The sequence below is a fragment of the Alishewanella sp. HL-SH06 genome (assembly GCF_052656265.1).
Genome location: NZ_CP199752.1, coordinates 1,152,556 through 1,179,415, shown reverse-complemented (window position 1 = coordinate 1,179,415; position 26,860 = coordinate 1,152,556). Strand labels below are relative to the sequence as shown.

The following is a 26,860-nucleotide window of genomic DNA, read 5'->3' as shown; positions in this document are numbered from 1 at the left end:
AAGCCGATTAATTAAGAGACTGAATACCGGAAAAACTTCAGCTTAACTTGCCAGATTAACTTAAAGTTTAACGGATATTCGGGCCTAACCACATTTCTGCCGTTGCAAGGTCCCAGTCTTTGCGCTGCGCATAATCCGCTACCTGTTCGGCATCAATTTTACTCACCGCAAAATATTTACTATCCGGATGCGCAAAGTACCAACCACTGACTGCGGCACCCGGCCACATGGCATAGCTTTCCGTTAATTTCATGCCAATTTGCGCTTCCACATCCAGCAACTGAAACAGCGTGCCTTTTTCGGTGTGCTCTGGGCAGGCCGGATAACCTGGTGCGGGTCGGATCCCTTGGTATAATTCACGAATTAACTGTTCATTATCCAAAGTTTCATCGGCGGCATAGCCCCAATACTGGCGGCGTACCTGCATATGTAAAAACTCGGCTAAGGCTTCTGCCAGTCGATCGGCCAAGGCTTTGGCCATGATGCTGTTATAATCGTCATGCACTTTGACAAATTCAGCAGCAAACTCATCTGCACCAAAACCTGAGGTAACCGCAAAAGCGCCAACATAATCGGCAATACCAGAGCCGACGGGGGCAATAAAGTCACTTAAACAGCAGTTTGGCGCATTATTACGCAGGGCTAATTGCTGTCGCAAACCGTGTAAACGGCAGCGCTCAGTTTGCCGACTGTCGTCGGTATAAATAATAATGTCGTCACCGTCACTATTAGCCGGAAAAAAACCAAAGGCGGCTTTGCCAGCAATGCGTTTTTGCTGGATCATCTGATCCATCAAGGCATTGGCGTCTTGATACACTTTTCGTGCTTCTAAGCCCACTTCGGGGTGATTTAAAATTGCCGGAAACTTGCCCGATAATTGCCACGTAAGAAAAAACGGTGTCCAATCAATATAGTCGCGTAATTGTTGTAAATCGACATCTTGCCAATAATGCACGCCCGGCTGCACCGGTGCTGGCGCCACCTTGGCTAAATCAAGTTTAAACTTATTCTCGCGTGCCGCGCTTAAACTGAGCATTTTCTCGCCTGGGCGACTACGCAGATGTTGCTCCACCGCGATACGATATTCTTCGGTTACACGCGCTAAATAAGGCGGTTTGGCGTCTGCACTGATTAACGATTGCACCACCGATACGCTACGAGAAGCATTCGGTACATACACCACGCCATGCTGGTAATGTGGTGCAATCTTCACTGCGGTATGCGCTTTAGAGGTAGTAGCGCCACCAATTAATAACGGAATAGTAAAACCTAAGCGCGTCATTTCTTTAGCCACATACACCATTTCATCAAGCGAGGGGGTGATCAGGCCCGACAAACCAATCACATCGACATTACGTTCTTTGGCAACCCGTAAAATCTCTGCGCACGAGACCATCACGCCTAAATCAATCACTTCAAAGTTATTACATTGCAGCACCACGCCCACAATGTTTTTGCCAATGTCGTGCACATCGCCTTTTACCGTGGCTAACAAGATTTTACCTTGCGCTTGGCCACCCGCTTTGTCTTGTTCAATATAAGGCTGCAAGTAGGCCACGGCTTTTTTCATCACCCGCGCCGATTTAACCACTTGAGGTAAAAACATCTTACCTTCACCGAACAAGTCACCCACCACGTTCATGCCGTCCATTAACGGCCCTTCAATCACGTGTAAGGGCTTTTCTGCTTGTTGCCGTGCTTCTTCAGTATCTAATTCAATAAAATCGGTAATGCCTTTAACTAACGCGTGTTCTAAGCGTTTACCTACTGGCAAACTGCGCCAAGCATCATCGACTTTTTCAGCCACACTGCCATCGCCTTTAAACTGGGCCGCCACATCCAATAAGCGCTCAGTCGCATCATCACGCCGATTTAAAATGACATCTTCTACCCGTTCGCGCAGCAGTAGCGGAATATCATCGTAAACGGTTAACTGACCCGCATTGACGATACCCATATCCATACCTGCGGCAACCGCATGGTATAAAAATACCGAGTGAATGGCTTCGCGCACGGCGTCATTGCCACGAAACGAGAACGACACATTCGACACACCACCAGAGATTTTGGCGTAAGGGCATAACCGTTTAATTTCACGCGTGGCTTCAATAAAGTCGACCGCGTAATTATTGTGCTCTTCAATACCGGTGGCGACCGCAAAAATATTCGGGTCAAAAATAATGTCTTCGGGTGGGAAGCCAACCTGCTCGGTCAAAATGTTATAAGCCCGTTGACATATTTCAACTTTGCGCTGCTGCGTGTCCGCTTGGCCTTTTTCATCAAACGCCATCACTACCACGGCTGCACCGTAGCGTCGCAATAAGCGTGCTTGCTTTAAGAACGGCGACTCACCTTCTTTTAATGAAATAGAGTTAACCACGGCTTTGCCTTGAATGCACTTTAAGGCCGCTTCGATCACTTCCCATTTAGACGAGTCAACCATAATCGGCACCCGAGAAATATCGGGTTCAGAAGCGAGCAAGGTTAAATAACGCACCATGGCGGCTTTGCTATCGAGCATCGCCTCGTCCATATTGATATCGATAATTTGCGCGCCATTTTCAACTTGCTGCCGTGCCACATCGAGCGCGGCTTCGTAATCGCCTTTTAAAATCAGTTTTTTAAAGCGTGCCGAACCGGTTACGTTAGTACGCTCACCAATATTGATAAATCGTGCTTGCTGTCGCATTACCACTCCACCGAAAAAGCTTCTAACCCAGCCAAATGAAAACTGTGGTCGGGTGTTTTAGGTTGACGGGCAGGCAAACCCTTTACCGCTTGGCTGATTGCAGCGATATGTTCTGGCGTGGTGCCACAGCAACCGCCAACAATATTTAAGAAACCTTGCTGCGCCCAATCGGCAATTTCTGCCGCCATCTCGGTTGCGCCTAAATCATATTCGCCAAATTCATTGGGTAAACCGGCATTCGGGTGTACCGAGACAAAAGCCGAGGAAATACCAGACAGGGTTTCGACATAGGGCCGCAATAAATCTGGGCCTAAGGCGCAGTTTAAACCAAAGCTCACTGGCTCAACATGGGCTAACGAGTGATAAAACGCTTCGGTAGTTTGCCCTGACAAGGTGCGCCCCGAGGCGTCAGTAATGGTACCGGAGATCATCACCGGTAAACTATAACCGAGCTCGTCAAACACCTGTAATACTGCAAAGGCCGCGGCCTTAGCATTTAACGTATCAAAAATCGTTTCCAGCATAATAATATCAGCCCCACCGTCAATTAATGCCAGCGTGGCTTCCATATAGGCTGTGACTAACTCATCAAAGCTGACATTACGATAGCCTGGATCATTGACATCAGGTGAAATTGACGCTGTACGGTTAGTGGGCCCTAACACACCGGCGACATAACGCGGTTTATGTGGTTCAGTTGCTAAAAATTCGTCACACACTTGGCGTGCTAAGGCTGCTGCTTCGCGATTAATCCGCGCGGCTAAGTGCGACATGTGATAATCGGCCATGGCGATGGTGGTGGCATTAAAGGTATTCGTTTCAATAATGTCAGCGCCCGCTTGCAAATACTGCCGATGAATATCGGCAATCAACGCCGGTTGCGTTAGCACAAGTAAATCATTGTTGCCTTTTAAATCAGAGGCCCAATCAGCAAATTCGCTGCCACGATAGTCTGCTTCATCCAAAGTGCGCTGCTGGATCATGGTGCCCATGGCGCCATCCAGAATAAAAATGCGTTGCTGTAGCTGCGCTCGTAGGGCAGCGGGTGTCAATTTGCTTCGATTCATTTAACTGTTCTGCCCAATTTGGTTAATATCAAAAGGCGTGGCTTGGTAAACATAGTAGTTTAACCAGTTACTGAATAATAAAAAGGCATGCGCCTGCCATAGCTTCTGCGGCCCTTGTAACGGGTCGTTATTACGATAGTAGTTTTCGGGTAACAAGGCACTAATGCCCGCAGCTAGGTCGCGTTTATACTCTTCATCGAGGGTAGTAAGATCATATTCTGGATGGCCAGTAACAAAGATCCGGTTACCCCGACTGTTCTGTAGCAAGTAAGCCCCTGTGGCATCGGCTTCAGCCAAAATATGTAAGTCGGCATGCTGCTGATATTTTTGGATTGGCACTTGCGCATAACGTGAATGCGGCACTAAAAATTGATCGTCAAAGCCACGCACTAAGGGGCTTAAAGGCTGCTTCACGTCTTGCCAATACACCCCTGATAACTTCTCACCGCGGATCTCACGTTGTAAGCCATAATAATGATACAAGGCCGCATGCGCTGCCCAACACAAAAATAAGGTGGAGGTCACATGGGTATCGGCCCAACGTAAAATCTCGCCAAACTGCTGCCAATAGGTAACATCTTCATAGTTAACAAGGCCTAAAGGCGCCCCGGTAATAATTAAACCATCGTAGTTTTGATCTTGCACATCAGAGAAATAACGATAAAAACAATTGAGATGGCTTTCCGAGGTGTGTTTACTCACATGATCATCAATGCGCAATAACTCGATATCTAATTGTAGCGGGCTATTGGCCAATAAACGCAATAATTGGATTTCGGTAACGATTTTATTCGGCATCAAATTCAGGATGGCGATCCGTAATGGCCGAATGTCCTGCGAAGCAGCGCGGCTTTCTGTCATCACAAAGACGTTTTCTGCTGATAAAGCCTCTACCGCTGGCAACTGATCAATGACTTTTACTGGCATAAGCTACTCCGCTCACAGATTAATGGCTTATTGTGCTGAAAAAACACCACAATGTCAACTTCTATACGTTTAGATGGCTAAATATGCGGCGATTCTTTGCTGTGCGTGCTGCGGTTGGGTTATTAGCCTATTTCGGCATTGGTCGTATGCCCCTCTAATCAAGCTGTCACCTTGTGGTGAGATAATTTCTTTTGCATCGTTAAAAAATTACTCCAAGAAAATTCGATACCATTTTTGTGCATCCTCCAGCTCCAGCTGAAGCTTTAGGCAGCGTTTAACGTTTTCGCCCTTGGCGAGATACTTTCTTTTGCGTCGCCAAAAGAAAGTACCCAAAGAAAATGCGACCCCACTTCCGCTCGAAAGCCCGGCTGCTCATGCGTTGTCCAAGGCGAAAACGTAACTCGCGCGGCGCTACCGTCGCCGCACTCAAACACCCGTTTTCTTAAAACCTTGGCCAACGATGATCAGTCGGCTCGCTTCAAAGGGGGAGTTAATATTCTTAGCGGTATTCGCTTGACTGAACAGCTTGCTGACGATGACGGTTTTTAATGTTTAGTTTCTGACCTTGAAGGATCGGATTGAAGCTTGGCAAGTTAACAGCGAAGTAAACTTTGGCTGGAGACGTGTTTTTCAGGGATGAAAAAGAGGAGCGTACAGGGAGGTATTTACAGCGTGCTCCAGCCAAAGCTTTATGCAGCGCTAAACGTTTTCGGCCTTGGCGAAAATGTTTTTTAAAGTTGTGACATACCGACATGACAACCCAAGATCTATTTAAAACGAAATATGCGGTAATCTAAGGTGTTGCTTTACAATCAGACCACTGTTGATTGCAGCCCCGTCACTATTCTCGCACTGTTGAACAACAAACATTGAGTCCACGCCTGTGCTCTGCAACAATGTACCCTCTATTCAATAGCGAATAATGGGATCCTCGCCATGCGCGTTATACCTACTCACCTCCGCGCTTTGTTTTATCTTTGGCTTCTTAGCGGGCTATGGCCAACGTTTGCCGAAGCAGAGTGGCAGCGCCAGCCGTTTCAAACCATGGGCACGCAAGCCTATGTCGAGTTTTGGACTGACGATAACAGCCAAGGCCCCTTGCTGATCAGTGCCGTGCAGGACGAGTTTGAACGGATTAACCAACTGATGAGCCCTTACCTTGAAAGCAGTGAGTTGAGCTTACTTAACCGCGATGCTAGCCAGCAAGCAGTCACCATCAGTGCAGAGTTTTACCAGTTGTTACAGCAAGCCGAACAACTAGCCGAATTAAGCGCCGGGGCCTTTGACATTAGCTTTGCCTCAGTCGGTTTTAGCTATGATTATCGCCAGCATGTCAAACCCAGTGTCGAGGATTTAGCCGCGCAGCGCAGTTTAATTAATTACCGGCATATTCAGCTACTAGCCAATAACCAAGTACGCTTTGCTAAAGCCGGTGTCAAAATAGATTTAGGCGGCATTGCCAAAGGCTATGCCGTTGAGCGAGCAATAGGCTTGCTGGCTGCGGCCGGTATTCAACATGCGTTGGTGACTGCCGGCGGTGATACTCGCTTATTAGGGGATAAACGCGGTCGTCCTTGGTTGGTGGCCATTAAACACCCACGTAAATCTGACGATATCGTAGCGCAATTACCGCTTATTAATAGCGCGATTAGCACCTCAGGGGATTATGAGCGGTTCTTTATCGAAGATGGCGTGCGTTATCATCATATTTTAGATCCGAAAAGCGGTGAAAGCCCTTCGGGTTTAATGAGTGTGACGGTGTTAGGCCCCGACACCACACGCACCGATGCGCTATCGACTACCTTATTTGTGCTAGGGCTTGAACGAGGTATGGCACTGATTGAGCAACAGGCAGACTATGAAGCGATTTTTATCAGCAGTGAGCATCAACTGTATTTTTCATCGGGTTTAGCGCGCTAGCCCCTAAGGTGAAACAACCCACCCCAGCGCCAGCGCAACGTGCTATATCAATTGCTCTGCGCCATTAAACGATAGGCGCAAACGCCGTTAAGCGATCTTGGCTGGCGGCATTACCTAAACCATGGAAAGGCGCGACCTCGCTCAGTCGCCCTTGCTCACCATGCAAGGCTAAATAATTGAGCATCACCGTTTGCACTAATAAATTGACATTATTGGCCGCCATCGATGAGCCCGTTTCAACCGACGCATCAGGGCGCATAAAACCAATTTGCTGATGACGCGCTTGCTCGAGCGCCGTGCCCCCCAATAAACTGGGGCGACCATTCGGGTTATACACCAGCATAGCTGAGGCGGCGGTTGATGAGTTATCACCGGTCCACTCGCCTTTGCCACGGCCATTTACGCTGTCATCAATACGGCCATTACTGGCCACCGAACCATCAGAATACAGATAAATCATTAAAGGCTGATTACGTCTGGCGGCATATTCTAAACAAGCGCCAATACAGCGGCCTGCGCGCAAATCACGTAGCTCGCCAGTACCCCGCTCGCCGGTGTGATAATCATAGCCACCAATGGTTACGGTGCCAGCTCCAGCAAAACCATTGACCACCAGCTTCATCACCGACGCGGTTTTACGAAATTCGGCATCGCCGTTAAATTCAGCGCTGGTAAAAATACCGCTATTACCCACAATATCTGGATCGGCTGCGGGATCCAGGGTCGCAGGATTACCGAAACGGTCGGCCAAATCAGCGCTTTTAACATAACCACAACGCACCAACTCTTTAATGACCTGATCCCGACTTACCGCCGAGTTCACCCGCGCTAATTTGTTATCACTTAAACGCTGGATCGATTCCATAACGGCAACGGCATCGTTTTGATCAAGCAGGCCAAACAAGTCGCCAACATCGACTAAACCGGTAACATCACTGGGCCTGTCAATCTTGGTTGGCCGCCACTCTGGATTATAAAACTCAGCGGGTGCCATCGAGTTAGCGCCAGAATCCGAATTACGCGAGCCAATCAAAGGCATCAGCGAGCCGTTAGCACCGGCTTTGGCAATAGCATACATCGGATTATGGGGGTTATTACCCGTATCATTTTCTGAGCGAGAGGGGATCACCGCGCCATTGGTCATGGCTTGCGTAGCCATGGTGGTTCGCTCTAATATGCCGGCTAACAATTGTGAATCACTGTGAAAAGCTAAGCCCAACTGCGTATTGACAAAACCACCGGCCGGATTGGCGGCATTCACTGCGCTGGGCACCATATCGGCGGGCAAACCTAATTTGCTATAGCCTTGGGTTGACAGAAAATCTAACTGCCCCCCCGCGCCCCCGACCAAAATATTAGAGCCTGCGATGTTGGCGCCACCGGCCAGATCAAAACAAATAAAGGGGATCTTCCCTGCACCTTCGACGTTGATACCGCATTGGTTTTTCAACATTTCCAGATCAGGCGACAAACTGGCGTAAGCTTTAGAGGGATTGGCAAATAAGCTAAATACCGAGCCTGTAGTTAAAATACCAGCGCCAATACTCATGCCGCAGGCAATAAAGTCGCGCCGGGTAACGGGCTTGCTATGACAGGCATGTAACAGCGGCGCGTCCGGGTGTAAGGCTTTTTTCGATTTCATCAAGAGCTCCTTAATACACGAGCATTTGTGCGCTCGCCAGCACCGCAGTGCAGGCGGCTTTAGCAATGGTTTGAGTGCGCTGGCTATCACAACTGCCATGACATTGGCTTAACCTGTCAACTAGGTTATTTAGCTCTACTCGCGCATCGCTGTTAGCGATATCTGTGGCCGCTTGCAAAGGCATAAAACGCTGCAGTAGCGGCTCAATCAAGCTATCCCGATTTGCGGGGCTCAACGCTTCAGCAGGACTGGCATTAAAATCAATGGCCGGAAACCACGCACTGCGCAACGTCGAATTACTGATTGCCGCATTACAGTAAGCGATCCCTAACTGAGTAATAGCCATTTGCTGCGCTGAAATAAAGGTTTCGATATTCGGCGTTGCCGGTAACTGCCGCGCTATGGTTTGATAGGTATTGGCTACCGCAGGGTTCGCTTGTGACACCCCGGTAAGCTGACTCATGCTGGCATGGATTGCCGCAAACGGCCGGATGCCAATATCGCTGCTACTGGAACTTGCCATACTGACGTCTTGTTGCGGAAAGCTTGCCTTGCTGCGTACATTGCTAAAGGCGCCAATCTCGGCGAACGATAAGAAAAACTCATCGCTATTCGCGCCCGACTCAGCCGCAATAATCGTGCCTAGGGCCGATAAGGTGTGAGGCTCGGTCAACACCGTGCCAGTGGGTACGTTAAAGCGTTGCTTGATCCACGCTTGACCACCACTGATCTCTTTACCGTTAATCGCTAACGCCATGCCGCTGATCGTTACATCGGCAGGTAAAGCGGCACCGTCTAAATTAATCAGATAAGGCTGACTAAACAGGTAAGAGTAATTATCAAACTGCGCCACCTCAAACACGATGTAGCTTTGCGGTAAGTCAATTAAGTGGCCTATGGCAAACGGCAAATAGAACTTCTGGCCAACGCCAATACTGAAGTTTTGAGTGATTTGTGCTGCACTAAGCGCACGGTTATGAATGGCCAGTAAACGCACACTGCCCTGCCACTGCCGACTGCCATCCGCCTCACTGCCCAGCATTAAGGCAAAACTGTCATCCCAGTTACTGATACTCGCCGCCTCGCGTCGCACACCACTGTCTTGGCCATTGATATAAATACGCTGGCCGTTAACCGGATCTTGCGTGAGCACCACATGCTGCAAACTGGCTTGCAGCAGCTCATCAGCATCGGCGGTACTTAGCACGGGCTGTCCGGCAAAATTGCTTGCACTGCTGCGCAGTAAAAAATCATAGTTGTATTGGGTTTGCCCTAAGGTCAAGTTTCGGCTAATAGCACTGCCGGCATAACTAACTATGGCCGCAGGCCCTGCTTGCACCACGTTGGCGGGGATCAGCCAGGCTTCAATGCTGAGCTCTCCGGTTGCGCCAATCAACCGCGCCAATTTGGCACTGCTCTGGGTACTGGCTTGCGCCCGACCACTATTAATTTGCAAGCCCCAGCCAGTTAACCAGTTAAAATCGCCCTGTAAGGTTAAATTGGCCGCAGGCTCAACGCCAGAAGTATCAAAGGCTTGGCTACCTTGCCCCTCTTTAAATTGATAAAACGCAATTTGGTCACTTTCATAACGCCCACCACTAGAAGCCACAACGCCATCTTCAAGTCGCAAGGCTTTAGAGGGCACTAAGGTAGGATCCAGTTCCGCTAAGGGGACAGCTTCGGCAATTTTGGTAATGGCGGCTAGCATTTGCGCCGCATCATTCGCACAATCGGACCAGCAGTTATGAAACTCTCCTCCTAGCCTGGCCACTAGGCGGGATAATGCGGGCCGATCTAAATTAATTAAACTACGGCTTGCCTGATAAGCCGCACTGAGATCATTGGCAGCAAAAAAAGGCGCTTGCGCTACCGTCGCCGAAGGCGCGTGGCAATTGACACAATATTCCCGCACCAAAGGATAAACTTCGGCGGCAAATAAATCCGCGCTCTCGGGCAAGGCTTTACTGGCACCGGCATCTCGGATCACCGGGGCAACTAATCGAACCGCAACTTGCTCCGCTCCGCTGGTATTGCCCCAGTTGCGTAACCACTGCGTAATGGTGTCAGCACAGGCAGTATTACTGCTTAGCCAGCAATTATGGCCACCCGCAACTTTTTGCACCAACAAGGATTGCGCCGGATCGGCTAAATTAACCAAGGGTAAGGCGGCAGTGTAAGCCAGGTTAATATCATCACGGCGCACAAAAAAGGGCGCGGTTTTACCCGGTTGATGGCAACTGCCACAGCGATTGTCTGCCACCAGGTTATCCCACAGATTGAGTTTAAACTGCTGAATGTCGGTAGTTTGAGGTGCAGGGCCGTTATAGTTGTTGGTGTTATTTGGTAACGCTGGCGGCGGATTTTGCTCAACTTCTGCGCCACCACAACCGAGCAACAGCATACTGGCTAGTACTAGCAAGAAAATTCGCATGTTCACTCCCCCATACAATAGGTGGCGGTGTCGGCGAACACCTGCTTTAAGTTATAACCGCTTTGACTAAACCGGTCGCGGGTTTGTTGGATCAGGTTGACATCGGCCAGGCTTTCTGGCGGCCGCAAACAGGTGGTTTCGAACACTTTTTTCACCTGACACTGCGCAAACGCCACCGAATTGGCTAATTCTTGGCCTAAGCTTTTCGCGCCATAACCTTCACCCGGTAAGCTGTTATCCCAACCCAGTGCTTGATTGCGTCCTTCCCGCCAATAGTTTTGCCAAAAATCATCTTCGGTTTTGTAACCCAGCGGGAAATTCCCCGAGTTAATATGGTATTTCGGCTGCACGCGACTGCCGGTTTGATTATGACTACTGCCTGTAGGCTGATAAAACAAGCGACCATTTTCCCCCGTTTCATCGGTAAATTGATAATCGTAATAAGCAAAAGCTTGCGCCAGCGGATCCATCCCGGCATGGCAGGCAACACAGCGATTATGAAAAATTCGGCTATCGCCACCGGGGCTGCGACTGACATCTTGGCGGATCCGATCGGTAGGCGTACTGCCATCTTTCAATGGCTCTAAATCGGTGCACAGCTGGCTCATTAACGTAAAACGCAGCATGGCACGATTGGTCCCTAAATAGAAAAACGCTTTTGCGCCAGCGCGACTGGTCATCACACCGGCACTGGCCTCAGCGGGAATGCCCAGCAAACTGCTTTGCGAGCGCGGTTCCAAATACTGTTGTAAATCGACCCCTTGCTGATCTAACGCAGCGTAATGCGCATTGTTATTGGCGGCGTAAGGCGGTAAGCCTAAGCTGTCAACGGCCACATACAGCACGTCGGTTTGCAAAATCTGCCGAAAATCGACGTTATCACGCACCAAACCAATAATGGTGGCACTGTAATCATTCAGCGGTTCAAAAATATCCAAATCACGGTTGGTGGCCGGCGAGGCAAACAACTTTAGTGTGGTGCGATAAAAGTCTGGATGCTGCATTGCCACATTCGCGGCAGCCTGGGCGTTACCCTGCTCCAGTAACGTGGTCATTTGCTGCAAGGTTGCCGCATCAGCTGGCACGCCAGCTAAGCGATCATGTAAGCGTTTGGCTTGCTCTAAAGCACCAGCCGAGGCGGTAGAACTGCAGAACAGCGCTAACAGTAAGCCGGGTAAAAACCGCTTAGTATAGCTTTGCATAGTTATCTCCTGCCCGCTTAACCGGGTAAAAATGCGATAGTCCACTGCGAACGGGTCGGCGCCACATCCGCTGCGCCAAAATTCACCGCTTGCAAGCGCAGTTGTAACTGCCGCTCCAATCGCTCGTCATTTAATTCACTTTCGATAATCGACACCTGCGCCAAACTGCCATCGGGGTTGATAATCAGCTCAAACACCACCTTGCCTTTTAACAAGGGGTTGGCGCGCAACGCACGGTTGTACAAGGTGTATAAGCTACTTTTATTCGCTTCTAGTATTTGGCGAATACTGGCTTCGCTACGCCCACCCTGCGCCGCGGCATCCGCATTACCTGCACTACGACTGGTGGTGCTTGATGCGGGCGCTGAGCTGGCTAAACCACGTAGCTCGGCATCAGCTACACGTACATTTTCGGCTTGCGCTAACTCAGCACGCGCAATATCCGAGCTCACTGCAACAGCCGCTTTCGCCGCTGTCTTCGCTAACACGGGGTTGGCGATGGTGTCAGGCTCTGTTACCGCAGCACTTTGCTGTCCCTCGCGTTGCAGTTGCGGTGCTTGGCGGTTAACCGTAAAGGTTTGCCTTAAGGCCGCTAACTCATCTTGCATGGCTAATAACCCCGCTTGCTGTGCGGTAGCGCGGGCTTGCTCTGGCGTAACCGGGCTGGCTTCAACGACTTTCGCTTCAGGCTTGGCTATCGGCTCAGGTTCGGGCTCGGGAAGCGGCTCGGGCTCAGGCAACACAATCGGCTCAGGGGGGATAATTTCCCGCTGCTCCAGTACCACTCGTGCTAACTGTGGCGGTAACTGTTCTAACTGCGTGCGACTGCGCTCAGGCACTTGATAAAGCGGTATGGCAATCGACAACACCAGTAACAGCAGCAAGCCGGCAATCACCACCCGAGTAAAAACGGTATCTTCATCTTGCCAGCTCGCGTGCTGTTGCCAAGTCAGTGTGCTCATGGCGTTGCCTCCAACACCTTACTGCGCTGCTCAACGGCTAATGAAATATCGCGATACTCAGTGCCGGCACACATTGCCATTAAACGCCGCAGCACGGCATAGGGGGTGCTGGCATCAGCTAAAATGGTCAGCGGTCGCCCCAGTGCTTGCTGCTCTTCTGTGAGCGCAGCGGTGCGACCGGCTAAATAGTTCAGCTCTTGCTGCACCGCCTCGCTTAATTCCTTTTGCCATAATTCCGGCGCTTGTAGCCAATCACCGCGCCAGATAGCTTTGCCTTGAATTAACACGCCATTTGCCGTCACAGTGAGTAACACCTGCTCACGCGGTAACTGCTCTGACACCGATTGCGGCAAACTCATGTCTTTATTACTGGGTAATACCACCACATCGGACTGATTCACCATCAAGAAAAACACCAAGATGGTAAAAATATCCATCAACGCCACCAGGTTTAATTTTGAGCTTTGCGCCAGTCGTTTGTGTTGCTTGAGCATGCGTTTTGCACGAAATGATTGCTTCATTCTGTGACCTCGCTGGCGCCAGCGGGCAACTGCCCCAAGGAAATAACCGGAAACAACTCCGCATCAACCACCGAGGCGGCAACTACGGTTTTAAACGAGCGCACCGTGTCCATGGCACTGACTAGCGTTTGGTAATCTAAGTCTTCTGGTGCCAGTAAACTGATTTCACGCTTATCAATTTGTTGCTGCTGCCAAGTCAGTTTCAGATCTTGTAAAAATGCAGAGAGCGCCGCGAAGTCAGGTTCTGCGTCTGACGTGTGGCTAAATTCGCGCAGTAACTGACCGGCCGGATAATTTAAGCGCAGCCGATCGCTTCGCAGCTCCAATTCCAGCACTTGCGGATCCTCTCGCTCTTGCTGCATTAACTGCTCAACTTGGGGCGGCAGTTGAATGCTCAGCACGCGGATCTGAGTAAACACTAAGCTCAGCAACAACACCGGCACCAACACAATCATCAGATTCATAAAAGAGGTGATGTCGAGCTCAGCGTCGTTTTGCTTAATTTTATGCTTTCTGATCATCCCGGCCACCCGTAAAACGTTGTCCGATACTGTTCATCAATTTGATGCCGGCCATCTCCATGGTGTCGACTATGCTGGCCGTTTTACTTTGTAATAATGCATGCACAAAGACCAACGGGATCGCGGTCATCAAACCGAAGGCGGTGGTGTTCATCGCCACCGAAATACTGGATGACAATAAGCTGGCTTTTTCAGAAGGATCGGCATTTGCTACCGCCGAAAAGGCAGCGATTAAACCCACAATGGTACCGAGTAAACCGAGTAAGGTAGCGACATTGGCTAGGGTGGCTAAAAACGGCGTGCGTTTTTGCAAACGCAGGCTGTATTCCAGTACCACTTCTTCCATGGCGTACTCCATATCTTCACGCCGATGTGATGACGATAAGCGATTGACACCGCTGGCGAGCATTAAACCTATGGCGGTTTGGCTCGATTCCGCTTGTGTTAAGATCGCTTGGGTATCGGCCGCGGCAATGGCCGGTTGTAACTGGCGATAAGCTTTTTGGTTATTGGCATATACGCCGCGTAAAAACCACCAACGCTCAATCGTAATGGCTATACCTAAAATCAAAATAAAGGCAATAGGGTAAATAAAATAGCCGCCTTCCTGCAAAAACCGCACTATGCTGTTAACGAAATCCATGCTGTAACCCTCTTAATTATTTTTAGTAGATACGGTATTGGCTGGTTGCTGTTGTAGCGACTGAGCCTCAATAAAACGCAGAAATTGCTGGCGATCCAGCGGCTGTATGGGTGCCGGTGGCACATCAAGCCCCGGCGCCGGAATACGAATTTGGGCAATACTGTCTTGCCATGGCAAGACATACAAGGTGCGCGGTTGCTCTTGGTTACCACTGATAGTGGTGCTGACATCAACCCGTACGCTCGCTGCCGCTTTGTTGGTTGCAGCAGCCGAGGGTTTAGGCTCTGGCAAAGCGCGGTTTTGTTGCTGCGCCAGTGTCGCACTCGACAGCAGCAATACACTTAGATAGGTGGCGGACATGAGATAATTCTTCATGCGTTACTCCTGTTGTGGCAGCAAACTCAGCCAAGCTTCAGCCAGCGGATCGCCGGTAAGTTGCTGATATTGCGTGTAGTGATAACGAGCCTGCTCGGGTTGCTGTAAATACAGCTCATACAAAAACCCCAAGTTTTTATGCGCATCGGCATAATCGGCCTGCTGGTTTAACGCCGCCAACCAATGCCGCTCGGCTTGTCGAAAATGCCCCGCCTGGCGCGCTATCACGCCAAGTAAATTGCTGGCTGCCACATAATCTGGCCGCAGCTCAAGCAGCTGGGTAAGCTGTAAGCGTGCGGCTTCAATCTGTGCTAATTGCCAATAGCACAGCGCCAAGTTGTAACGGATCCCTGCAGCAGCGGGGACGGCTTCAGCCAGTGGCTGCAATAATTGACTTGCGCCAGCGTAATCTTGTTGACGCATGAGTGTTTTTGCTTGCTGATAGCCCTCGGCTAAATCGGCACTCAACGCTGGCCAAACCGTGGGGCTAGTTACCGCAGTTGCCGTGGCGGTGTGTTCCACAGCATTGGGTTCAGCTTGTTCCACTGAGGGGGCGCTAACACTGGGCTCGGTCACCGGCAGTAATGTTGAAATTGCAGCGCAATGGCTGAGCAATAACAACATGCCAAGCGCAGCACTAACACGGCGCAGCGCTCGCCAAGGCTGAGCGAGGCTTTGTGCGGTTAGGATGTTGCTACTGTGGTGTTTAATAAGCGTCATCGGCCAGCTCCAAGTACACTTCAGGTTTGCGATAACGCGCCGGCGATAATTCGGCTAACTTAGCAAAACTGGCGGCAACCCACTTATCGTATAGCGGCTGCGTCACCAAGGCGGCATTTTGCTGGTGAATTTCAATCGCCAACTCTTCAAACGGATAGGCTTGCTCTTCTAGCAATAAATCATATTGCTCTAGTGCTAGCGCATCTAGCCCCTTGGGTCGCTGCGACGTTAACAACGCACCGGCCATCTGTTGATACAAACTGGCCACCTGATATTGTGCTTGGCTGTAAAAGTCGGCGACTTGCCAGCCCATGCTCGTTTGCAGCTGCTCAATGGCCGTGGTCATGTGAGCTTGTTTTTTGCGTAAGTTATCGCGCAGCGGTTGTTGCAGCAGCACGGCTTCAAACAACCGGCTGTGATATAACCCTAGCTGTAATGCTGCATCGGCGGCCAAATAACGACTGCGCTCAGTGCCCTGAGCTTGTTGCTGCTCGGCACTGACGAGTTGCTGATACCAAAAATTACGCCGAGTCAGATCATTATCCGCTTGATGCAATTGCACCAACACCGCCCGCGCTTCTTGCGCAGCTAAATGCGGCTCAGGATAGCGATTGGCATAACGGCGATAAGCTGTCCGCGCGGCATCGCGGTTGCCCGCGCGTAAATAATAATCGGCGGCTTTAGCTAATAAGCTTTGCTGCTCGGCGCCCTCTGCCAAGCGTTCAATTTGTGCACTGAGTAAATCGGCCGCTTGCTGCCAATCTTGTAACTGCTCATAGCTATTTAACAATGCCAAGCTAATCGCCGTTTGCTCGGTGCTATTTGGGTACTGCTGCTGATAAGCGAGCATTAACTCAATCGCCTCAGCCCAAGCTTGTTGCTCTAGCTGCAAACTGATTTGCTGATAAGCCGCGCTTTGATGATATTCCGAAGTGGGTAACGCTAATAAGCGTTGCAAATGGGCTAACTGTGCGCCAACCGATAAATAGCCTAGCTGTGCTTGCTGATAAATCGCTGAGGCGCGCTGCGCCGTTAATAACTGCGTACGGCTGCGACCTAACTCGCTAGCATCGTTTTGATACAACGCCAGCAACGGTTCAATGCTTTGCTCTGCTGCGGCAAAGTCGTCTTGCGCTAATAGCGTTTGACTGACAATAAAACGCGCTTCATTTACTAAAGCTGGCTGGCTTAACTCTGGATGGGGCCATTCTGTTACGCGACGGGCGAAACTGGCGACTTCAGCAAAGGCTTTACGCTGATACTGATCGGTCAGTTGGTTTAAGGCAATTTGCTGTGCCGCAGGATGCCGGCTGTGCCAACGGACAAATTGGTTTTGCTCATGCCACCAAGCAGCCGACAGCTCGGATAAATCCTCACTGTTATTCATCTTGGCCGTGGTATAAATGCGCTCACTCAGTAATAAAGCGCGGTATGCCGCCTGCTCGGCACTGACATTGCGCGCGTTTAAATCGACCACGCCATAACCCAGCTGCTGATAAAGTGCCAGCGCGGGTTTAGGTTGACCGCTTGCCGCTAATGATTCGGCCAATAAATAGCGCACATCATCGGGCCACAATAAACTGTCATCGACTTGTTCAGCCGCAACAAACGGCTGTATTACTAGCAATTGCTGCCAAAACGGCACCGCTTCTGCAAATAAACTCGCTTGCTCGGGCACTGCGGCTTGCTGGGCTAACTGATAACGTTGCCGGGCAAAATAATCGAGGTATTGCGCCAAGATGGGCGCTAAGTCTGCTTGCTCACGAGGTAGCGCTTTTTGCCAAAAGGCACTGGCGGGGCCAAATAAACTGACAAAGCTCAACTGTGCCTGCTCGGCAGCCGCAGCATCGGCCTGTGCTAAATGGTATTGCACAATCTTCAATTGCATCTGTGCTGCTTCTAATGCGAACGGCTGATAAGTAATAAATTGCCGATAGCTGTCAAGCGCCGCTTGCTGCAGATCTTTTTCAAATAAAAAGTCGGCCAAGCCCTGAAATAACTGCGCCTGAAACGCCAAGGGCCGACGTTCAGCCGCTTTATCTTGAAATGGCGTACGCTGCAACAAGGCTAATAAACTGCTCGCCTGCTCTTGATAACTCAGCGAAATACTTAAAATGCGTTGTAACTCTTGCTGCAGACTTTGTTGTTCATCCAAGCTGTTTGACTGCACAGTCATATCCAGCGCCAGCAAGAAAGCTTCATCCGCTTGCGCATACTGCTGCAACTGAAAATGGCTCCAGCCACGCATATACAACGCATGCAGCTTTAATTCCGTTTTAGCGAATCCCAATACCTGGTTAAAGGCTTTTAAGGCGGCGCTATAGTTAGCCTGACTGTAATCAATATCACCTATTCGAAACCATAACTCGGCAGCAAATTCGCTGCGCGGAAACTGCTTTAATAAGCGTTGCATTTGCTGTTGTGCCGCCGCGTTGTCGCCACTTAAATCTAAGGCCCGAGCTAACTGATAGCGGATCAGTTCGTTATTAAGATCATCCGGATACGCTTGTAAAAGCTGTTGATACTGGGCAATTAAACTGGCCAAGGCTTGTTGCTCAGCGGCAGGAGGCAAGGCCATCCGCTCTAATTGTTGGGTATTCAGTTGTGACAGTCGATACAACACTTTTTGCCTTACATCGGCCGCCGGTGCGAGGGCTAATAACGATTGATAAACCTGTTGTAATTTATCGGCATTAACCGTTTCGGGTGGCTCAGTACTGAGTGGGGTATAAGGCATAAACTCACCCAGCGTGGGCCGACGCACCACTTTTTCAGTTGGCGTGCTGCAGGCTGTTAAGAGTGTCGTGGCGATTACAGACAGTAGCAACCATGGCATTGGGTGACGCATCAGTTGGCCTCCTCGGTGCTCAGCAACACTTGCTCCATTAACCGCGCAATGGCTTGGGTGTTCAGTCGTTGTAAGGCCATCAGCTGCTCGCGCTCTGCTAAACGTTGTTGTTGTAACGCCTGATTCAAGGACCTCAATAATTGTTGTTGTTGTTCTGCCAGCAACACGCTAAAGCCTTGCTCATTAGCCATGCTTTGGGTTAATTGTTGCTGCTGCGCCAATAGCCGAGTGGTTTTACCCTCTAACGCGGCTAAGCGCTGAATACCGCTATCAATCTGCTGTAACTCAGCGGTTAGCTGTTGCTGCAACTGCGCTAACTGATAACTGCGCTCGGCACTATTTTGTTGATAGTGCCAGGTTAATAAGCCTTTAAGCCGCTGTAAGCGGGCATTTTCTGCGGTCATGTCGCGCCCATCTGCCGCTAACTGCTGAAGCCGGCTGCTGGCCCGAGTGAGCATGTGTTGCTGTTGGCTAAAAGCCTGCTCAGCATCGTTAAGCCACAATAATTGCGCCATAGGCTCGTTTTGTGCTTGGCGTATCGTCTCGGCTAAGGCAGCGCTTTGTGCCTGCAAGCCTTGCTGTTTAGCCGTTAAACGGGGCAAAGCTTGAGTCAGTAGTTGCTGTTGCTGTTCCAGCTTGCTTTGCACCACGTCAGTTAAATGTGCTAAACGTGCTAACCGTTGCTGCTGCTGTTGCTGCAACTGCGCCACGGCGTCTAATTGTCGGTTTAATTGATATAACGCGGACTGTTGGCGTAATTGATAAAACTGCCACGGCGTTAACGTATCTGGATTAGCCAATTGCTCCGCAGTAACAGGTACCCGATAACCGGCATTAGCCGTTAATTGACGTTGATAATATTGCTCAGCCCAGCGGTAAGCCGCTAGCGCCTGTTGCTGCTCAAAGGTGAGTTCCAGTTGCATACCGATTTGATGCGCCGCCAGCCAACTCGCTGGTGCCAAAGGGTAACGCGTAATTAATTGCTGCAATACCGCTAATAACACCGGGATCTGTCGGTTTTCGATCAACACATCACGGTATAGCGTCATAGCGGGTAAGGTGAGCACGCTATTGCTGGCAAAGCCGCGCAGCACTTGTTGCGCTTCGGCCCAGCGTTTTTCATCCACTAACAAACCGGCTTTTAGCAGCAATAAGTAATCGGCCAAGGCATCGCGTTCGACCCGATCATCACTGCCCATGGCGGTGCTTGGCTCGCGAAAGAGTTGCTGCCAAAAACTCATGGTGGTTGGCTTAGATAACGCGGTATTTAACCGCGCTAACAGTTGTAATGCCTGTGCGCTTTTTTGCTGTTGGCGCAGCGCCAAGATATGGTTAATGACCACATAAGGTAATTCAGCTTGACCCGCCAATTGCTGAAACACTTTGTCATCAAAGGGGGTTATATTGGGCCAAGTTAACATCTGCTGCAATAAGGTCGCTTGCCCGGTTAACTGCAACAGCGGTGCAGAGAGCTTGGCAAAGTAAAAGCGCGCCTGCTCCGGTTGCTGTTGCTCAAATTGATATTGGCTAAATTGCAACAACGCCACGTTGCGTAACTCTTGAGGTAAAGCCCCACTGACCGTTTGCTCGGCTAGCAGTTGCTCTAATAATGCGGCCGTGGCCGCAGGCATGTCTAATTGCAAAAATAAGCCGGCTTGCAACAAACGAGCTTTGGCCGCGGGCTCGGGTGCCAAACTTAAATGCAACAGCGCTTGATAATCATCGTCGCGAAAAAAATGCCACGCTGCCAGCCGATACTGCTTTTCTGTTTGCAGTAAAGACTCGGTAGCCTGTGCACTCGGTGCGCTTAGCAGCAGCGTCAACAGCACACTGCAGCAGCTGAACAGGCGATAATTCAATTGCCAGACCATGCTTCAACACTAAAAGCAGGTTGGTAATTCGCCGAACTATCGCTAATTTTCAGCTCAAGTAGCACCGCATCATCTGCCTTAGTAAAGGTGTGGCTGATGGCTCGGCGATAGTCACGCTTATCAGGGCCTTTACCCACAAACACCGCAGTTAAAGTATGTTCACCGGCGCGAATATTGCCTTTAAATAATGGCTGAATGGCGCCGCGCAATAACCCGGCGATTTCTTTTTCGGTATACAGATACGCCGTGACCGACTCATCGTTGAGTTTAAGCTGGACACTGTCTAACTGAAAAAACTGCCCCGCATCCACCGACAAAAATACCGCCAATTGTGTTTGTGCTGGAAACAATAATTCTTCTTCCAAAATGAACAATTCGCGGTTCAAAGCAATCGCTTGTTGTTTTAATTGCTCAAGCTGTTGCTCTGCAGACTCTTGCGCCAGCAAAGGCATGGCAACCAACAGGCTTAGTAATAGGCTGGCAAACAGGAAAAAGCGCGGTCGGTGCAAGCTCATAAAACACCCTCGTTAAAAATAGACACTGAAAAACACCCGATAAACATTGGCGCTTAATTGATACAACGGCTCAGCACCGACGGCAGTATCGATTAGCGTAACATTTCGAAAGTTATTGTAATTAAAGCGGATATAATCCCACTCGATATTTAATTCGGGTTTAGCCGCCGGCCACCAAGCCCAACTCGCAAAGCGATAGCTGGCGCCCAATCCAAGGCTGAGATTATTAAAATCACTGAGCTCTTTGTCTCGCGCCATAAAGTTTTGCTGATTAGCAAACTCAAATAAATCCGCATAAAACGAGGCTTCGCCTTGCTGATACCAGCGAATATGGCTATCTAACACCCAACGCTCTCCCAGTGGGTGCACGTACTCTAATTCCGCATCAAAACCTGTAATATCCCAGCTGTCGTTGTAATGACGCAGTGAAAAGGTCACGGCTGCGCGATACGGTAAGTAAAATTTATTGACTAAACCCACGGCAAAACTATTGCGCGTGTCGGGATACACTTCAAATTGATAACCATAGCCAAGTTCAGCCAAGGGATCGCGAAAACGCACACTGCGATAGGGATTATTTAAAAAGCCTTGCTCCATATCGACGTCAACATTTAAGGCACTGATCCAGCGTTTACTGAGTACTTGGGTGATCCCCAAGCTATAACTGTAGCGGCGTAACTGCTCACTGAAGCTTGCATCGCCATTGCGACCAATTTCATCATCGCCAATGCCGGCATTTAAACTCAGGGTTGTCATACCGCCAAAAGTATCGTGCGACACGCCAAAAGACAGTGATTTGGCGTTGTAATCATTCTCGTCACTTTGTGCGTAATTTATCGATAAAATACTGTTGCCGGTTAGGTAATCCATCCCTACTCGACTCTCAATGCGTGTCTCGCTGTAAGCTGAGGCCGTGGCCACCACATCTATCGAGGCTCCTGACACAGTATCGACATAATAAAAACCCGATACCGACACCTGGGTACCAATTTTGGTTCGTAACATCAATGCCGGACCATCAATGGAGACACCGCCGCCTTGGTAACTATGCTGCATCAAATCAACGCGGTTATCAGGCAATACAGCACCGAAGCCAGCGGTGCTTAGCAACAATAACAAACCGCATAGCGTAGCCTTAATTACAGCCACAGCCGCCTCCACCACTGCCATCGGCACCTTTGGCGGCTTCACGTGAGTCACGCACATGCACACTGTGCTGCAAGGCAATAGGATGACGACTAAAAGCCATAATCGGGTCGGCTAATTCAGCGCGCTCATAGGGTTTAACCCATGGCTCAACACTGGCACAGCCCACCATACCCGCTAACGCCACAGCAACGAGCAACAGTTTAGTTGCGCAATAAGGTTTTAATATCGTTTTCATATTTTTGCTCATAGCCCGGTTTATAACCACGATGCACACTAAACACATCGCCATGTTGATTGATGATCACCGTAGTGGGCATCGCTTGTACTTGATAACGCTCTGATACGCTATTCTCGGTATCAAACAAGATGGGAAACTGTACCTGGGTTTTACTTAAATATTTTTGTGCCGCACGGCTATCCGCTTCAACATTCACGCCCCACACTTGCACCCCCAAAGGCCGATACTTGTTGGCAAGCTGATCTAATGCGGGCATTTCTTGTAGGCACGGGCTACACCAGCTGGCCCAAAAATTTAACACAATAATCTCGCCGCGTTGTTCAGCTAAACGTAGATTCACCCCCGTTAACGACTTAAGCGTAAAATCAGGTGCTTGTGCCGAATCGGTTGCATGCACCTTTGCGCTAACAGCGCAGTATGACAACACAGTTAACAACAGGCTTAATAACAGTGTGCGCATAGTCTTTCCTTATATTAAAAATACAGCGCAAGCCCCAGGCCTAACTGTAAGTTATGGGTGGTTTTGCTCTCGGCTAAGATCGTGGTTTCAAACACATAGTCGGTTACCTGTAAATCCAGCGCCAGCCAATCGGTCATATAGAGACGAAACTGACTCCCCAGCTTTACTGCAAAAACCTTGTCGCCCGCGAAATCAACATTACCGCCACCCGCAAAAATTGACCAACCCGTATTAAAGGCCCAGTTCCGACCTAAAAAAACTTGGCCTGGCAGCACCACGTAACCGAGCTCAGCACCGTAATAACGCCACTCGCGTTCGCTGTCAGTTAATAAGGGCGCCGCAGCGCCACTTAAGCGCTCGTAAGACGTTAACCCTGCTTTGGCTTGGGCAAACTCAGCATTAACATAAAAATCTTCATTGATATGGTAACCCAGTTGCAGCGCCACCAAACCGCTACTGCCAAAGTCTTCGATGGCGATAACACCCCCGCGCAGCGCTAGCACAACATTCTCGCTATCTAGCTTAGCGGGCGTCACCTGCGATTGCTCGATTTCAGGCTCAATCCGTGCCGTGCTGCTATTTGCTTGCTGCGCGCAAACGAATGGACTTAGCCATAATAAACTGCTGACTAAAAGGCCAGCTTTAATCCGATTAACCATGTATTTGTCTCTTCGTTAATATCACGTTCGGTGCTAATTAAGCCACGCCGATAACGTAAATTGGCTTGTAAACGACGGGTTAGCGCATAATCAAGCCCTAATTCCATATTGGCCATGGGGCTATTACGCTCACGCGTTTGTACCAAGATAGTTCGTGGTTGAGTTAACAACACACCACCACCTAAAGCAAAATAGGGCGACCAACGCCAGTGCGGCCAAGGGCTAACGCCCAATTGCACTAAAAACTGTTGACTGCTGGCCTGTTGACCACTGCCCTGCCCAGCACTGAGTTCAATAAAAATCACATCGGAGAAGTCATAACTGGCACTGAGTTGGTAGTAACTCGTACCGGCAAAATCACCTGCAGCCAGTCCTAACTGCCATGCACTCGGCGGCTGATCAACTTGCCATAGACTGGCCAAACTTTGCTCGCCCTCGGGCAAATACAGGTGGGCTAGAGCGGCACTGGCTAGCCATAATGTTTGTTGCCGATATTGCACGCGGATCCAGCCCCCGCGCTGTTTAAGTAATGTTAGCGCGTCACCTTTTAACACCACCTGCACTATCGGATACCCTCTACCAGGGCCGGTATGTAGCTCAACAAAATCTTGTTGCACCACCACTTGCTGCGCCTGCAACGGTAATAAAGCGAGCAGTAGGCTACAAAATAGCCCACAACCCATGTGCGTTAAAAAGCGCATCTAGGGTAGCTCCACTGCAAAAGGGGAATTGTAATATTGCGCGCCCATATCTAGCCACTGGCTAATCAATCTTAATTCGACTGGCGACAAATACCCCTGATGACGCCCGCCTGGGGCAAAGGTTTGGAAGAAACGGCTACTGCCCAGGGCATTTCCTGCCCGCAATAAGGGCGGGACATTGACCGTGATCATGACCGGGATCGGTTGCTCATTTTCATCCAAAATCAACTCGCCATTGGCATCTCGTAAAAATACTAAATTACCGTTGCCATCGACCGCTTGCACTAAACGGTCAACGAGCACCCCACCCAGCAATTCTTGCTCGTTATCATTACTCAGCAACTCTCGGTAACTGGTTAAATGAGCCGCTTGAATGTCCGAGGCTTGAGCCGTTAGCTCTAACTGCGCCGCAGGCAACCTAGCATTGCCTGCGGCATCGCTACGGCTATGACAGCTAACACAGCTGTTGTCTTGCAGCAGTTCGTTACTTACAGGGTCAAATTGGCGACGGTCACGTTGCCACAGGGGTTGTATGTGTGTGGGATAATCAATGCGCAAACGACAGGCCGCTTGCCAGCGTTCAAAGCAATCTAAGCCTACCGGTAAGGTAGTGGCGAGCTCACTAAAGTGATTTTGCTCTGGCGGATCCGGCTGACGGCGCGCGGGATCGGTCCATAGATCAGTATAGGCCAAGCCGGCACTTAACGTGGGCTCGCCTAATAAACGTGCCAGAGTTTGCGCCATGGTCTCACCGGCATTTGGCGGTAATTGCGGATTGGCATTGCTAAAAGCGCTACTGGCATTTTCTGGCCCCGGATTAATCGTCGGCCATTCGCCGGTTAAACGCCCGTGTGGCCGTGTATTGGTCGCACTATGGCAACCATTACAACGGAGTGTCTCGCCCGGCGCTAAGGTGATCCATTGCTGATGTTGCGCAGAGACGACCTGCCCTTCAGCATTCAGTAAGCTAAGCGCTAAAGGCACATTGGCCGGGACTTTTACCCGCACCGAACCATCGGGTTGTACCGGTGTAATACCGACCAATTCACGCATCAACTGCCTGCGGTTTACCCCATAAGCAAAATTAGGCACCTCTCGCACCTCTTCTGGTGGAATGGGCACACCACGTATCAAGCTCACATAACGGATGGGGCGTTGTGCGGCACTGGTTTGCATTGGATCCGCCAATTGGCTAATGGGCAACACCGCTTCCCCACCAATATCATAAACACTACGGATATCTAAAATCGCTTCGCCACGCTCTATCAGAGTTAGATCCGCGTCTGGGTTACTGGCTAAAAATGCGGGCCGCGGATACTGCTGCATCACCACCGCTTCAGTGAGCAACTGCTGCTCCGACCCTAATTTCACCGGCACTTGGGTTTGCTTCGCTAAATCGAATAACCATAATCCAAATAAAGGATCAGCCGCGGGGTAAGCACTGGCATCATCAACCTGCGCACAAGGCACGATTTGCTCATTCACTCTGACCCGACAAGGTGACCAACTGAGCAGATAACGCGATGAGCCATCTTGTAACGCAAAGACATTTTGCACTAAGCCGGCAGGCTCAGCGCGTAAGCTATTATCAAAAGGCCAAGGGAGCAAGGCGGTCTGTGCCGGTAAGTTTAACTGTTGTTGATATAACGGCTGCGTGTTATCGCTGGCCAGTGTTAAGGCTATTTGCACGGGTAAGGTATTTAAGTGCGTTTGTTGGCGGTTTTTTAATAAGGTTGCGATCTCACCATCGGCCAGTAACAAGGGTTTGGCAAATTCCACCACTGTGTCATTCGGCCCGCTGCGATGCGAATGCCAACCATACAATAGCTGATTACTGGAGCCATCAGGGCGCATTTGATACCAATTAAACATATTACGGTCGCTTTGATTATCCCAGCGACTGTAAAGAATATGCCCATCGGCTTGCACCAATGGATACAAATCGTGACTTAAGTTAAAACTAATTTGGGTTATTTCGCTGCCGTCGGCATTCATCACATGCAGATTAAACGCCGGCCCCTGCAGATCTTCATGTAAAGCACTGTACTGGGGTTTAAATTCATCTAATAAAATTTGCCGGGCTTTTTGCTGACGAGTAGAGCTAAAGACGATGCGACCATCGGCTAACAGTGCAGGATTGATATCGTGTCCTTGCTCCGCAATAAGGGAATTACTGATGATCGGTGCTGCACTCTGATCAGTCAGGCTATAACGCCACAGACTCCAAGTGGGTTGTAACTCCTCGGGTACATTTGGTAAGGCCGGCGGTCGTAATGCAAACAACAGGCTATTGCCGTCAGGCGATACCAGCAGATCTTTAACGTCATAGCCGCCATCAGGGAAATACTGAGCTAATATCGCTTGCTCTGCCGACTGCGCAAAAGCATTTTGTTTTAATATCAGCTGTGCACCAGGGTTAAATTGCTCTGGCGCAGACAAATCGGTTTGGTAAGGATTGCCCGCGTCGTCAAATAACGCGCGTTGCACAAAAATGAGGGGAAATTCTTGCACTACCGGATCGACTGGCTCGTCTTGCACGCTAATATCGGCCTTACAGCTGATTAAGCCGAAAATACTCAAAAGCAGCAAAAGGGTGTGTTTAGTCATTATTGTTATTACCCGCCACCAACTGCGATGACTCTAGTGTATTAAAAAAACTGAACCAAAATAACGTTATTAGAGTAGCCTTGGCCCGTTAGCAGAGCAATAGCTAATTTCAGCGCTAAACGGCGGGCTTGGGTATTATTCCCGATAGTAGAAAAAGCGGTTTGGGTCGTGATTGCAACATCCTGCGTTAGC

22 protein-coding genes are annotated in these 26,860 nt (G+C 49.9%); 1 reads left to right on the top strand and 21 read right to left on the bottom strand.

The genetic code is table 11. From position 1 onward, the window contains the following. Positions 1-67: 67 nt before the first annotated feature. From metH to ACUJFK_RS05410, 3 genes are read right to left on the bottom strand one after another with little or no spacing between them, the layout of a single operon-like run. Positions 68-2,689 carry a methionine synthase gene (gene metH, locus ACUJFK_RS05420; protein ID WP_445426295.1) on the bottom strand — a complete coding sequence of 874 codons (2,622 nt, stop codon included), beginning with the start codon at positions 2,687-2,689 and terminating at the stop codon, positions 68-70. Continuing rightward, the gene (locus tag ACUJFK_RS05415) at positions 2,689-3,756 is read right to left on the bottom strand and encodes a homocysteine S-methyltransferase family protein (RefSeq protein ID WP_445426294.1); all 1,068 of its coding nucleotides are present in this window, start codon (positions 3,754-3,756) and stop codon (positions 2,689-2,691) included. The genes metH and ACUJFK_RS05415 overlap by 1 nt, the downstream gene beginning before the upstream one ends. Further along, on the bottom strand, positions 3,757-4,683 hold the full coding sequence (locus ACUJFK_RS05410; RefSeq protein WP_226749652.1) for a homoserine O-succinyltransferase: 927 nt from the start codon (positions 4,681-4,683) through the stop codon (positions 3,757-3,759). A 936-nt stretch (positions 4,684-5,619) separates the two neighbouring features. Between ACUJFK_RS05410 and ACUJFK_RS05405 the strand changes: the two genes are divergently transcribed. Beyond that, positions 5,620-6,603, top strand: a complete 984-nt coding sequence (locus ACUJFK_RS05405) for an FAD:protein FMN transferase (protein ID WP_445426293.1) — start codon at positions 5,620-5,622, stop codon at positions 6,601-6,603. Between the two features lie 64 nt (positions 6,604-6,667). On the opposite strand, the gene ACUJFK_RS05400 is transcribed toward ACUJFK_RS05405, so the two are convergent. From ACUJFK_RS05400 to ACUJFK_RS05315, 18 genes are read right to left on the bottom strand one after another with little or no spacing between them, the layout of a single operon-like run. Continuing rightward, positions 6,668-8,245, bottom strand: coding sequence for a hypothetical protein (locus tag ACUJFK_RS05400; RefSeq protein ID WP_445426292.1), 1,578 nt, complete (start codon positions 8,243-8,245; stop codon positions 6,668-6,670). A gap of 10 nt (positions 8,246-8,255) precedes the next feature. Further along, positions 8,256-10,676 carry a LamG domain-containing protein gene (locus tag ACUJFK_RS05395; protein WP_445426291.1) on the bottom strand — a complete coding sequence of 807 codons (2,421 nt, stop codon included), beginning with the start codon at positions 10,674-10,676 and terminating at the stop codon, positions 8,256-8,258. Positions 10,677-10,678: 2 nt separating this feature from the next. Continuing rightward, entirely contained in the window at positions 10,679-11,878 is a 1,200-nt protein-coding gene (locus ACUJFK_RS05390) for a hypothetical protein (protein WP_445426290.1), read from the bottom strand. A 17-nt stretch (positions 11,879-11,895) separates the two neighbouring features. Beyond that, positions 11,896-12,840 carry an AgmX/PglI C-terminal domain-containing protein gene (locus tag ACUJFK_RS05385; protein ID WP_445426289.1) on the bottom strand — a complete coding sequence of 315 codons (945 nt, stop codon included), beginning with the start codon at positions 12,838-12,840 and terminating at the stop codon, positions 11,896-11,898. Continuing rightward, positions 12,837-13,361: an ExbD/TolR family protein gene (locus ACUJFK_RS05380; RefSeq protein WP_226749646.1), complete on the bottom strand. Its 525-nt coding sequence runs from the start codon at positions 13,359-13,361 to the stop codon at positions 12,837-12,839. Before ACUJFK_RS05380 ends, ACUJFK_RS05385 begins: the two co-directional genes overlap by 4 nt. Further along, positions 13,358-13,882 (bottom strand): biopolymer transporter ExbD, encoded by a 525-nt coding sequence (locus ACUJFK_RS05375; protein ID WP_445426288.1) that lies wholly within the window; start codon positions 13,880-13,882, stop codon positions 13,358-13,360. Before ACUJFK_RS05375 ends, ACUJFK_RS05380 begins: the two co-directional genes overlap by 4 nt. Further along, the gene (locus ACUJFK_RS05370) at positions 13,866-14,525 is read right to left on the bottom strand and encodes a MotA/TolQ/ExbB proton channel family protein (protein ID WP_226749644.1); all 660 of its coding nucleotides are present in this window, start codon (positions 14,523-14,525) and stop codon (positions 13,866-13,868) included. Before ACUJFK_RS05370 ends, ACUJFK_RS05375 begins: the two co-directional genes overlap by 17 nt. A 12-nt stretch (positions 14,526-14,537) precedes the next feature. Then, positions 14,538-14,900 (bottom strand): hypothetical protein, encoded by a 363-nt coding sequence (locus ACUJFK_RS05365; RefSeq protein ID WP_226749643.1) that lies wholly within the window; start codon positions 14,898-14,900, stop codon positions 14,538-14,540. A gap of 3 nt (positions 14,901-14,903) precedes the next feature. After that, positions 14,904-15,620: a tetratricopeptide repeat protein gene (locus ACUJFK_RS05360; RefSeq protein ID WP_445426287.1), complete on the bottom strand. Its 717-nt coding sequence runs from the start codon at positions 15,618-15,620 to the stop codon at positions 14,904-14,906. Continuing rightward, complete coding sequence (locus tag ACUJFK_RS05355; RefSeq protein WP_445426286.1) at positions 15,607-18,468, bottom strand: tetratricopeptide repeat protein; 2,862 nt, start codon at positions 18,466-18,468, stop codon at positions 15,607-15,609. The genes ACUJFK_RS05360 and ACUJFK_RS05355 overlap by 14 nt, the downstream gene beginning before the upstream one ends. Next, complete coding sequence (locus tag ACUJFK_RS05350; protein WP_445426285.1) at positions 18,468-20,339, bottom strand: hypothetical protein; 1,872 nt, start codon at positions 20,337-20,339, stop codon at positions 18,468-18,470. The genes ACUJFK_RS05355 and ACUJFK_RS05350 overlap by 1 nt, the downstream gene beginning before the upstream one ends. After that, complete coding sequence (locus tag ACUJFK_RS05345; protein WP_226749639.1) at positions 20,324-20,854, bottom strand: hypothetical protein; 531 nt, start codon at positions 20,852-20,854, stop codon at positions 20,324-20,326. The genes ACUJFK_RS05350 and ACUJFK_RS05345 overlap by 16 nt, the downstream gene beginning before the upstream one ends. A gap of 12 nt (positions 20,855-20,866) precedes the next feature. Then, on the bottom strand, positions 20,867-22,003 hold the full coding sequence (locus ACUJFK_RS05340) for a DUF3570 domain-containing protein (protein ID WP_445426284.1): 1,137 nt from the start codon (positions 22,001-22,003) through the stop codon (positions 20,867-20,869). Beyond that, entirely contained in the window at positions 21,990-22,238 is a 249-nt protein-coding gene (locus ACUJFK_RS05335; RefSeq protein ID WP_226749637.1) for a DUF4266 domain-containing protein, read from the bottom strand. The genes ACUJFK_RS05340 and ACUJFK_RS05335 overlap by 14 nt, the downstream gene beginning before the upstream one ends. Further along, the gene (locus ACUJFK_RS05330; RefSeq protein WP_226749636.1) at positions 22,204-22,701 is read right to left on the bottom strand and encodes a TlpA family protein disulfide reductase; all 498 of its coding nucleotides are present in this window, start codon (positions 22,699-22,701) and stop codon (positions 22,204-22,206) included. Before ACUJFK_RS05330 ends, ACUJFK_RS05335 begins: the two co-directional genes overlap by 35 nt. A gap of 14 nt (positions 22,702-22,715) precedes the next feature. After that, a complete protein-coding gene (locus tag ACUJFK_RS05325; protein ID WP_226749635.1) occupies positions 22,716-23,360 on the bottom strand; it encodes an outer membrane beta-barrel domain-containing protein in 645 nt (214 codons plus the stop codon). Beyond that, positions 23,330-24,061: an SH3 domain-containing protein gene (locus tag ACUJFK_RS05320; RefSeq protein ID WP_445426283.1), complete on the bottom strand. Its 732-nt coding sequence runs from the start codon at positions 24,059-24,061 to the stop codon at positions 23,330-23,332. Before ACUJFK_RS05320 ends, ACUJFK_RS05325 begins: the two co-directional genes overlap by 31 nt. Next, the gene (locus ACUJFK_RS05315; protein ID WP_445426282.1) at positions 24,062-26,668 is read right to left on the bottom strand and encodes an HzsA-related protein; all 2,607 of its coding nucleotides are present in this window, start codon (positions 26,666-26,668) and stop codon (positions 24,062-24,064) included. Between the last annotated feature and the right edge of the window lie 192 nt (positions 26,669-26,860).